We start from the raw sequence: 11,340 nt of genomic DNA on the forward strand, positions 1-11,340 counted from the left end.
TATATATTGAGCCTTGTCTACTCTCAACCGTTGACTTTTTTATAGTCTTCCAGGAATTTTTTCAGTCCCGAATCCGTCAACGGATGATTCAACAATCCCTTAATGGCACTCAACGGGCAAGTAGCAACATCCGCCCCCACTTCCACACATTCGATAATGTGCTTCGTATTACGGATAGAAGCTGCCAGCACTTGCGTCTTGTAATCATACGTGCGGTACATACGTACAATATCCCCAACAAGTCCTATCCCATCTTCACAAATATCATCCAGACGGCCGACGAAAGGAGATACATAAGTTGCCCCGGCTTTAGCCGCCAGCAACGCCTGTCCCACCGAAAAGACCAGCGTACAGTTCGTGCGTATTCCTTTCTCCGTGAAATACTTGATGGCTTTGATACCGTCGGCAATACAAGGCACTTTCACTACGATATGCGGATTAAGCGCCGCCAGCTCCTCGCCTTCGCGAATCATCCCTTCATAATCGGTCGCTATCACCTCGGCACTCACATCACCGTTGACGATATTACATATCTTGACATAATGGTCACGCTGGTTCTGTGTTCCCTTGATACCTTCTTTCGCCATGAGCGAAGGGTTGGTAGTCACTCCGTCAAGTACACCGAGGTCATGTGCCTCCTTAATCTGCTCCAAATTGGCTGTGTCAATAAAAAACTTCATACTCTTATTTTTTTAATGGTTAACTATCTAATAGTCAAAGATAAGAAATTATTTCCATTCACAACCGTATCAAGCGATCGTTATTGACGGATCAAGATAAACATCCTGGATAGCATTCAATAATTCTACCCCTTTATTCATCGGTTTCTGGAAAGCCTTACGTCCGCTAATCAGTCCCATACCTCCGGCACGCTTATTCACTACGGCAGTAATGACGGCATCACGCAAATCGGAAGTTCCGTGAGATTCCCCACCGGAATTAATCAGTCCTACACGCCCCATGTAGCCATTAGCAACCTGATAACGGCAAAGGTCAATCGGGTGGTCAGTCGCCAGTTCGGTGTACATACGTTCGTCCACCTTGCCGAAGCCGATAGCTTTAAAGCCGCCGTTATTCGTCGGAAGTTTCTGCTTCACAATATCCGCCTTAATGGTCACACCCAGGCGGTCAGCCTGTCCGGTCAGGTCGGCAGCAGAGTGATAATCTATTGCTCCTTTTTTGAAATCATTGTTACGCAGATAACACCACAGAATGGTTGCCATACCCAGTTCGTGCGCATATTCAAACGCCTCGGCAATCTCTACCAACTGACGGCGACTCTGTTCCGAACCGAAATAGATAGTAGCTCCGACAGCTACTGCCCCCATGTTCCATGCCTCCTTCACGGTGCCAAACAACACTTGGTCGAAGCTGTTCGGATAAGAAAGCAGTTCATTATGATTCAACTTCACAACGATAGGTATCTTATGGGCATACTTACGCGCTACGGAACCCAGGATTCCGAAAGTGGAAGCCACGGCGTTGCAGCCGCCTTCAATAGCCAGTTTCACGATATTCTCCGGGTCGAAATAGATCGGGTTCGGAGCAAAAGAAGCCCCGGCGGTATGCTCGATATCCTGATCGACAGGAAGAATGGACACATATCCGGTATTTGCCAATCGGCCATGCCCCAAGAGAGACTGAAGGCTATTCAATACCTTTATATTACGATCTGAATCCAACCAGATTTTATCTATTGTATCGGGAGAGGGAATGTGAATCAGCGATTTATCGATGGTTTTACAGGTGTGATCCAAATAATAACAGGATTTATCTCCTAATAATTCTATAACTTTATTCATAACTTCATTTTTTTAATGTATAACTTTATTCTATTTTTTCTTTCCCTGGTTGGCTACTGCCTCCATTAATTTTCTGATTTCTTCGGGATTACCCAGAAAGTAGTCATTAGCTACATTAAGATTCTCGTCGAACTCAAACACATAAGGCACGGCAGTAGGCAGGTTCAGTTTTATAATATCTTCATCCGAAATATGTTTCAGATGTTTGATAATCCCCCTCAAACTATTACCGTGAGCTACCACCAGTAAAGTATGGGCAGTTTTCAATGCAGGAAATATATTTGATTCCCAATAAGGCATAATACGTTCAATGGTATCCTTCAATGATTCGGTACGGGGCAGTTCAGCATCGGGTACCTCGTGATATCGATAGTCGAAACGTGGATTTCTAAGGTCATTCTCTGCAAGCGGATTAGGAGCAATGTCATAGCTGCGGCGCCATACAAGCACTTGTTCCTCCCCATACTTCCCGGCGGTTTCCGCTTTATTCAGCCCTTGTAACTCTCCATAATGCTTCTCATTCAGGCGCCAGTTCTTTTCCACGGGAATCCAGTCGAGATTCATCTTATCAAGCACGCAGTTCAGAGTTTTCACTGCACGTTTCAGATAGGAAGTATAGGCTTTATCGAAATTGAAGCCATATTCTCTCAGCGTCTCCCCTGCCTTCTCGGCTTCGGCAACTCCTTTTTCCGTAAGGTCTACATCCGTCCAGCCGGTGAAACGATTTTCCTTGTTCCATACACTCTCTCCGTGACGAAGTAATACTATTTTTTTCATTCTTAATGATCTCCTTTCTTTTTATATCTACGCATTATATATAGAACATTTTATTTCTCCACAAAGTTCACGAAAGAATAAGGAGTTATCAATACCTAAAAATGGTGGTTTATTAGCAGGAATCCGACAAAAATGACTACTTTTACATATTAAACAAATTTTTAACCTTCAGAACAAACTGTAAAATGCCTGAAACAGACACACACAGAGAAGACATCTTCCTACGGAAATTAATGAATAAAGCCAACATCGGCTGGTGGGAGGCAGATGTAAAAACAGAGTGTTACAAATGCTCCGGCTTCATAGCCCAACTTCTCGGTCTCGACGAGGAGGGTATTATTAGTTTCAATGATTTCAACAAGCGGATTCTGAGGGAAGACCAGCAACACACCACTTCCCACTCTTTCGATGAATTACAGCAGACGATTGAAGAAGTATATCTGCTCGATACTCCTAAAGGGGGTGTATGGATACGCAGCAAGATATGTTACCAGGAAACAGACGAGGCAGGAAACACCAAGATATATGGCATAGCCGAAACACAAGACGGACCACATATGGCGTCCGCTTACCAGGCATTGCAGAACAGTGAACGCATTCTGCATAATATCTATAAAAATATCCCCGTAGGCATCGAATTATACAATAAAGACGGGCTCCTGATCGACCTTAACAAGAAGGAACTGGAAATGTTTCATATAGCCAGCAAAGAAGATGTCTTGGGAGTTAATCTGTTCGAGAATCCCCTGCTTCCGGAAGAGATCAAACAGAAACTCAGAAATAATGAAGACGCCGACTTTACATTCTGCTATGAATTTTCCAAGATAAACGGATACTACCAGTCACAAAGTTCGGGAGGCAGTATAGATTTAACAACCAAAGTAACTACGCTGTACGACCATAATCATGAGCCGATCAATTACTTGGTGATTAACGTAGACAAGACCGAAAATACCATTGCTTATAATAAGATTCAGGAGTTCAAAAATTTCTTCGACCTGGTAGGCGACTATGCCAAAGTTGGTTATGCCCATTTCGACGCTTTGAGCCGGGACGGTTATGCCCTGAGCAGCTGGTACAGGAATATAGGAGAGGAAGAAGGTACCCCACTACCGGAAATCATCGGCATACACTCCCACTTCCACCCCGAAGACCGGGCTGTAATGCTTGATTTTCTGGATAAGGTCATTAAAGGGGAAAGTAGCAAATTATGTCGTGATATGCGTATTCGCAGAGCTGACGGAAACTATACGTGGACACGCGTGAATGTGCTGGTCCGGAATTATCTCCCACAGGATAATATCATCGAAATGTTGTGCATCAACTTTGATATCACCCAACTGAAAGAAACGGAACGAATGCTCATTCAAGCTAAAGAGAAAGCAGAAGAATCCGACCGGCTAAAGTCTGCCTTCCTTGCCAATATGAGCCACGAGATACGTACACCGCTCAATGCGATTGTCGGTTTTTCGAGTATGCTGCAAGAGGCGGACAATCCGGAAGAGAAACTGCAGTATGTCACCATCATCGAAGAGAACAACAAACGCCTGCTACAACTTATTTCCGATATTCTCGACTTGTCAAAAATCGAAGCTGGAACTTTTGACTTTACCTTCGAGAAAGTGAATGCCAAACGGTTATGCAATGAATTATACCAAGCAATGCAGATGCGAACCTCCCCGCAGGTGGAACTCCGCCTGTCTCCCGATCTGCCCGATTTGCAACTCACCAGCGATAAAAGTAGGCTTTACCAAGTATTATCAAACTTCGTAGTCAATGCGTTAAAATTTACCTCCGAAGGGAGTATAACCATCAGTTACCAAATAAAAGGAAAAGAAGCAAAATTCTCCGTAGAGGATACGGGTATAGGAATCGAACCGGAAAAGCAAACGGCTGTATTCAACCGTTTTGTCAAACTCAATAATTTTATTCCCGGCACCGGTCTCGGTCTTTCTATCTGCCAGAGTATCATCACACAACTCGGAGGAAAGATCGGAGTAGACTCGGAACCCGGAAAGGGTTCCTGTTTCTGGTTTACACATCCACTCGGCTAACCCGGAAAGCAGGTTCACAATTTACTTCCAGAACCCCGTTACAATACATTCAGGGCAGGGATTATTCTCACCATGACGAGAACTTTTTCTCATAGTAATGAGAAAAAGTTCTCATCACAGTGAGAATGGTTTGAGAAAAACCTTAGTCAATAACTTATATAAATGAATAGAATAATCAATTCATAAAAGAAGATTAGAAACCAAACTTGAACGGTGTGCCATCTAATTTCTTTTCAGGAAAATGCGGTCTGTTATCGTACCCGGAAGCTCCGATTCATAATGTGTCACCATAATCATCGTTTTATCTTTACGTTGGCAGAAGGCTTCAATCACCTTCTTCACCCGGCGACGGTTGTAAGTATCAAGTCCGTGAAGCGGTTCATCCAAAATCAACAGTTCCGGATCTTTGACGAAAGCACGTGCCAGCAGAGCCAGCCGTTGCTCGCCACTGGAAAGTTGCAGGAATGCTTTATCTTTCAATGCTGCGATACCGAATACATCCATCCACCATTCACAAATATCCATCTGCTCCGGTTGCGGACGTCTGTACAACCCGATACTATCATGTAAACCGCTTGCTACAATCTCAATAGCCGGCAGGTTTTTAAGGTAAGCACGATGCATCTCCGGACTGACGTAGCCAATGTGTTTCTTAATTTCCCAGATACTCTCCCCGGTTCCTCTTTTTCGTCCGAACAGGCTGATATCACAGGCATACGATTGGGGATTATCCGCACAAACAAGACTCAACAAGGTTGATTTACCCGCACCGTTTTCTCCACTCAATGCCCATTTCTCCCCACGATGCACAGTCCAATCGAGTTCTTTCAGAATAGTACGGTCACCATAGCGGATACTGACTTTGTTTAGTTTTACCACTTCATCGGCATCGTAATTATTGCCATTGTAAGGCAAATCAATGATACGTTGTTGTAAATCGTCAAAAGGAACGACCGTATCTCTTGAACGGAAAGCATCCAAATAGACTTCACGTTCCATTTTCGGAAAGACTTCCATTTTGTCAACGGGAATGACATGAGTAATGAAGGAAGGAATATCATCCAACATGGAAAGCACCAGAATTATCTGTACCGACGACATCTTCGTCAGACGATCGAGCAAAGAGAAAAGCAATTCGCGTGTAGGAGCATCCAGTCCGATAAACGGGTTATCCATAATCAGAACACGGGGAGCAGTCAGCAGGGTCTTTGTGAGCTGGAATTTGCGTAATTCCCCACTGGAAAGAAGGATAATCTTCTTATCCAGAAGAGGCTCGATACGGAAAAGGTCGAATAATTCGTTTTTCAGTTGCTCGTCCTTGATCTCGCCCAGCATTTCGCGGACATCGGGAGCCTCATCCTGGTCATGGGCATTCCAACGTTGCTGATAGTAGTAATTGGCGTCGGCAGCTCCATAGGTATCACGAAAAGCGATGTATTTTACATTATCATAAACGGTCTGAGTAGCAGAAGGAGAAAAATCATATTGCAGCGCTCCTTCACGCAGCGGATATTTACCGATCAGCGTATCTACAAAAAGGCTTTTACCACTACCGTTCGGTCCTACAATGGCTATATGTTCGTCTGCCCCGATAGTTGCCGTGACGGGTTTGGCTAAACGCACAAGCGGGTTGCGTGCTACGCCCCCCGCCATGCTGAATGTATTTTGGCTCATATTCTTCTATTTTTATCTATTTATACATAATCAGTGCAGACTGGCCGGGAACAATTACTTCCGGTCCGGTTTGCGTCCCAAGTCCGCGAACATCTATCACACCGTCCTTACATACTACCGTATATTTGCCGGCAGGTACTTCCAGACGTGCGGGAGTAGTGCGGGAGTTGAAAGCAACGATAATATCTTCCCAACGGTCACCGTTCGCATGCTCCTTCAAAAGGAACGCAATCAGATTGTTCCCCTCGACAGGCAGGAATTCCAAATGTCTCCGAACCATTTCCGCGTCTCCCATACGGAAGGCGGGATGAGATTTACGCAAGTCAATCAAACGCTTATAATAGGTGAAAACATCCTCATTCGTAGTTTTGCGCCGCCAGTCAATAGCGTTTACCGCATCCGGACTCTTGTAGCTGTTGTCCACTCCTTTCTTATCACGCATCACTTCCTCGCCAGCATAAATAAAAGGAATACCTTGTGAAGTAAAGACCACCGTTTGCGCCAATTTATCCAGACGGACCAACTGTTCGGGAGTAATTCCCGGCATACTTGCCTTTATTCGGTCAACAAGGCATAATCCGTCATGACAGGAAACATAACTAATCATCTGTGTAGGTTGCTTCGCCCAAGGTTGCCGGCTATAATTCACCGAATCACAGCGCACTTGCGGATGTTCAATCGCACCCACAATACCAAACTTTACACTCGCCTCTCCTCCCGGAACACCGGCAAGAAACGCACCTTTATCTTTTTCCCATACAGGTCCGCAAAGCCCATCACGCAGTTCATCCGAAAAGACAGCGATATCCGGCATACGGGCAACATTTCCTTTCATGGCCAACGAATCCGCCGGATATTGAGGAGCTTCAGCAGCCCAGCCTTCTCCATAAATGCAAATGGTAGGATCAATCTTGTTGACAGCTTTCCTGATTTCGTTCATCGTCTCGATGTCGTGTATTCCCATGAGGTCAAAGCGGAAGCCGTCAATATGATATTCATTAATCCAGTAAAGGACAGATTCTATCATAAATTTACGCATCATAGAACGTTCACTTGCAGTCTCATTGCCGCATCCCGAGCCATTTGCCAGAGAACCATCTTCTTTCCGGCGATAAAAGTAACCGGGAGCGGTACGTTCAAAGTTACTCTCTATCGTATTGAACGTATGGTTGTACACTACGTCCATTATCACCCGGATACCTGCCTGATGTAGTGCCTGTACCATTTGTTTGAACTCCTTCACACGAACCGCAGGCTGATAAGGGTCGGTCGAATAAGAACCATCCGGCACGTTATAATTCAGCGGATCATATCCCCAGTTATATTGTTTTTCTTCCAGCTTCGTCTCGTCTACGGAAGCATAATCATAAGAAGGAAGCAGATGTACATGCGTGATCCCCAGTTCTCTCAAATGGTCGATCCCTGTCAGACGTTTATCAGCATTCATGGTTCCTCGTTCGGTCAAGGCAAGATATTTTCCTTTGTTCTTCACCCCCGAAGTAGAATCCGACGAGAAATCACGATGATGCATTTCGTAGATAATCATATCGGCAGCAGATTTCAGGGTAGGGCGCCGGTCACTCTCCCACCCTTCCGGCTGGGTCGATTTCCAGTCAATAATAGCAGCACGCTTGCCATTTACTCCGACAGCACGAGCGTTAATACCCGGTGTATCTCCTTGCCATTTATCATCAATCTTCACATTGAAGGTGTAGAATTTACCCAGCAAATCTTTGTCTACGGTCACCGTCCATGTTCCGTCTTCAGCAGGTTCCATTTTCTCCGTTTCGTAAGCATGACCACCTTCCCCTGCATCATAAAGCATCAGGCGTACCTCATCAGCCGTAGGCGCCCAAAGCGTAAACCTGGTAGCCCCCGGAGCATACTCCATTTCGACAAGATTCCCCGAACGAACGGGATAGAGTTCATAAGAAGCGTATTCCTTTTTTGCAGAAGAACAACTCATCACTGTTGTCATCGTAGTTACTCCCAGTATTGCTAAATAATTAGTTCCCATCTTCATCTTAACCCTTTCCTTTGATATATAGTGCTTTATCGCACCTATAAACTTATAGCATAGAACTTATATCCTCAATTATTTCACCTTATCCGGGTTCTTTGCTATGTAATCTTTCCAACTATTATATCCTTTTTCCAATGCCGGCCGTCCCATTTGCAGAAAATGGCAATATGCGGCCGCCAAACCGTCTGTCGCATCCATGAAAGTAGGCATATCTTCTTTCGAAAAGCGAAGCATTCGCTGCAACATATCCGCCACTTGCTCTTTCGAGGCCTGTCCGTTTCCGGTAATAGCCATTTTAATTTTCAAAGGAGCATACTCGGTGATTGGTATGTCACGGCTTAGGGCCACTGCCATTGCTACTCCCTGCGCACGCCCCAACTTCAACATCGACTGCACGTTTTTGCCGAAGAATGGTGCTTCAATAGCCAGTTCGTCAGGCAGATAGCTTTCAATGATACTCAATACACGCTCATGAATATGACGTAGTTTCAGATAGTGATTGGCAAATTTACGCAAGTCGATAATCCCCATTGCAACCATTTCGGGCTTGGTTCCTTTTATTCTCAAGATCCCATATCCCATGATCGTAGTACCGGGGTCAATACCCAGGATTATCTTTTCTTTTACCGGTTGAATCACTCTATCACCTCCATTAATGTCGGAAAACCAATCACCTTATCCTTAAATATTTTTGTAAGTTCATCATTCAGGCGCACTCCCTGTTCCAGATGCCAGCGGTGCAGCATCCCGCTACTCTCTACCTCCCACTGCAAGGAGTAAGCACTTCCTTCCTCCCGGTGGCTCAATATCCGGCAGATACGCGGCGTCTTCAATGCACCATGCTTCTGTACTTCGGGAATATAGGATTCTTTAATCCAAATCAGAAAATTATCGTGAACGTCGTCATCCACCTGAAAAGTCGTATTATAAATCAGCATTTCTTTATTTTAAACTATTATTTACCGCAAACATAGCAATTATTTCAGAATATTGCATTATATTTGCGCCAACAAAAAAGATTCGTTTACAAACGTTATCATATAAGATTAAAGAAGGGGCGTTAGCTCATCTGGCTAGAGCGTAACACTGGCAGTGTTAAGGTGATCGGTTCGAGTCCGATACGCTCCACTTCTTCAAAAGAGTTATTCGGCAACGAGTTACTCTTTTTTTTGATTTACTTATATGAAGTGGCTTTACTACATTTTATACCCACCAAATAAAAAAAGGACCTTTATTCAAGGTCCTTTTTGATTACTTCATCCATTTCTTTTATACGTTTCTTGCGGTTCTTGATAGGACCGTCTTTCGTATCATCTTTGAAAACATTATCTGCACGGTCAGTTACTTCACTGCTCCATTCTTCAAACTGATTTTTAGCCGGACGGCCATTCGGTTCGATATTCTCTTCGGCAATCGAATCGTGTCTGTTAATCATATCATCCATATCTTTTCTATTTTAATAGGTTATAGAAACAAGACAATAAAACAGGCAAAAAGTTCTTAGTTTTAATCATTTTTATTCTCCCTAACAAACATATATGTATCGGCCCAAATCAGCCATAACACAGCATCTTGATATTCAACATCTTATTTGCATCTATTTTGGGTTTAAAACCAAGCCCCTGTTCCTTTAAAAGAAACGACCTGTTTCTCACCGAGGAACGACTTCTTCCTTTTAAAGAAACAATACCTTTATTAAATCCTGGCACAAAACCAGCCATATTAATGAGAATACTCGTATCTTTATTGTCGAATTAATCAATAAATTGTGAGATGTCAAAAGTATTAGGATTTATGAAGCAAGTAGCCTATGGGCTACAAATGGAGGGAAACTTTGGAACTGCTCATGTTTATCGCAGCAGTCTCAATGCCATTATTGCTTATCGTGGGAAAGATGATTTTGCCTTCAATGAGGTAACTTCAGAGTGGTTAAAAGGGTTCGAAGTTTATTTCGTGCCGTTTACAATCGTGCCGTCGATCTTCGTCGGGCACCATACGTTCCGCATCTGTTCCGTTCGGTATATACGGGAACTCGTGCCGACCATAAACGGGCTTTGGGTAATGAAGATATGAAAAGGGTCTTTTGCAAACTGTCACAATCTTCGGGTGCATCTTCAAATATGCGTCGTGCACAAGAATTTTTCATTCTTATGTTTCTACTTCGAGGTATGCCGTTTGTCGATCTTGCTTATCTACGCAAGAGTGATTTGCGTGATAATGTGATCACGTATCGTCGGCGTAAAACAGGCCGTCCCCTGTCGGTGACGTTAACTCCGGAAGCAATGATTCTGGTAAAGAAATACATGAACTGAATATCAGTTGGCGTTGCGTAGCTTTAATCAACAACTAATGTTGCTGGGAGAGTTATTAGGACTAGGCGATAAATTAAGCTCGTACACCGCCCGCCACACTTGGGCTACGACGGCTTATTATTGCGAAATTCATCCGGGTATTATTTCCGAAGCTATGGGACATTCGTCCATCACTGTAACGGAAACATACCTCAAGCCTTTCCGAAGCAAAAAAATTGATGAAGCAAATAAACAAGTTCTCGATTTTATAAAGCGCTCAGTAATAGGATTAAATACCTGATTATTACCCTGTTACTTTGTAGGTAACGGGGAGAAATTCCGGTGCAAATATGAGCATATTTCTTAAAACAACCAAACGAAATCAAACATTTTTTCCAATAAACTACTCAAAAACAGAACTAGGATAGATAAAACACGCGGATTCTTTATTTTAGGGCTTTGTTAACCTCTAAATTATGCCAAAGATTTTCCTCCCCTCTGCCGCTCGTCAGAAGCAGGGGTAAAGAACTTTCATAATCTATCGTATAATTTTTCTGTATTGACTACTCCAAAAGAGCAGGAACAAAGGTTTCCCCGTTACCTACAAAGTAACGGGCTGCCTATTATTGAAACTTAGTGTTTAATAATATATTATTAATGTAATTTTTAAGTAGTTATGAAAAGAAAATTTGTAAAAGTGATGTTCTTCGGGGCGTTGG

9 protein-coding genes, 1 tRNA gene and 1 pseudogene are annotated in these 11,340 nt (G+C 43.6%); 3 read left to right on the forward strand and 8 right to left on the reverse strand.

The window, feature by feature from the left end; translation table 11 throughout:
* Window positions 1-23: 23 nt before the first annotated feature.
* The 3 genes from fsa to gpmA form a co-directional block, all read right to left on the reverse strand.
* Window positions 24-680 (reverse strand): fructose-6-phosphate aldolase, encoded by a 657-nt coding sequence (gene fsa / locus BHV72_RS14370; protein WP_005678473.1) that lies wholly within the window; start codon window positions 678-680, stop codon window positions 24-26.
* 69 nt (window positions 681-749) lie between these two features.
* Window positions 750-1,802, reverse strand: coding sequence for a class I fructose-bisphosphate aldolase (locus BHV72_RS14375; RefSeq protein WP_122264326.1), 1,053 nt, complete (start codon window positions 1,800-1,802; stop codon window positions 750-752).
* A gap of 30 nt (window positions 1,803-1,832) precedes the next feature.
* Window positions 1,833-2,579, reverse strand: coding sequence for a 2,3-diphosphoglycerate-dependent phosphoglycerate mutase (gpmA, locus tag BHV72_RS14380; RefSeq protein ID WP_005678471.1), 747 nt, complete (start codon window positions 2,577-2,579; stop codon window positions 1,833-1,835).
* 233 nt (window positions 2,580-2,812) lie between these two features.
* On the opposite strand from gpmA, the gene BHV72_RS14385 reads away from it, so the two are divergent.
* On the forward strand, window positions 2,813-4,633 hold the full coding sequence (locus BHV72_RS14385) for a sensor histidine kinase (protein ID WP_172681103.1): 1,821 nt from the start codon (window positions 2,813-2,815) through the stop codon (window positions 4,631-4,633).
* A gap of 222 nt (window positions 4,634-4,855) precedes the next feature.
* Here the strand turns inward: BHV72_RS14385 and BHV72_RS14390 are convergent, their stop codons facing one another.
* The 4 genes from BHV72_RS14390 to BHV72_RS14405 all read right to left on the reverse strand — a co-directional run bounded on the left by BHV72_RS14390 (window position 4,856) and on the right by BHV72_RS14405 (window position 9,268).
* Window positions 4,856-6,307: an ATP-binding cassette domain-containing protein gene (locus BHV72_RS14390; RefSeq protein ID WP_005678469.1), complete on the reverse strand. Its 1,452-nt coding sequence runs from the start codon at window positions 6,305-6,307 to the stop codon at window positions 4,856-4,858.
* Between the two features lie 16 nt (window positions 6,308-6,323).
* Window positions 6,324-8,330, reverse strand: coding sequence for a type I pullulanase (gene pulA / locus BHV72_RS14395; RefSeq protein WP_286856260.1), 2,007 nt, complete (start codon window positions 8,328-8,330; stop codon window positions 6,324-6,326).
* 72 nt (window positions 8,331-8,402) lie between these two features.
* Window positions 8,403-8,969 (reverse strand): crossover junction endodeoxyribonuclease RuvC, encoded by a 567-nt coding sequence (gene ruvC, locus BHV72_RS14400; protein ID WP_055171731.1) that lies wholly within the window; start codon window positions 8,967-8,969, stop codon window positions 8,403-8,405.
* Complete coding sequence (locus BHV72_RS14405) at window positions 8,966-9,268, reverse strand: DUF4286 family protein (protein ID WP_055171729.1); 303 nt, start codon at window positions 9,266-9,268, stop codon at window positions 8,966-8,968. Before BHV72_RS14405 ends, ruvC begins: the two co-directional genes overlap by 4 nt.
* Before the next feature lie 116 nt (window positions 9,269-9,384).
* Between BHV72_RS14405 and BHV72_RS14410 the strand changes: the two genes are divergently transcribed.
* Window positions 9,385-9,458, forward strand: a tRNA-Ala gene (locus tag BHV72_RS14410).
* Between the two features lie 103 nt (window positions 9,459-9,561).
* Here BHV72_RS14410 and BHV72_RS14415 read toward each other — a convergent pair.
* Window positions 9,562-9,774, reverse strand: a complete 213-nt coding sequence (locus BHV72_RS14415; protein ID WP_005678436.1) for a hypothetical protein — start codon at window positions 9,772-9,774, stop codon at window positions 9,562-9,564.
* 329 nt (window positions 9,775-10,103) lie between these two features.
* Between BHV72_RS14415 and BHV72_RS14420 the strand changes: the two are divergent.
* Window positions 10,104-10,922: pseudogene (locus tag BHV72_RS14420) on the forward strand (tyrosine-type recombinase/integrase).
* Window positions 10,923-11,340: the final 418 nt, after the last annotated feature.

Origin of the sequence: Bacteroides sp. 43_46, assembly GCF_001915455.1 — a bacterium.
In the GTDB taxonomy this organism is placed as follows: Bacteria; Bacteroidota; Bacteroidia; order Bacteroidales; family Bacteroidaceae; genus Bacteroides; species Bacteroides caccae.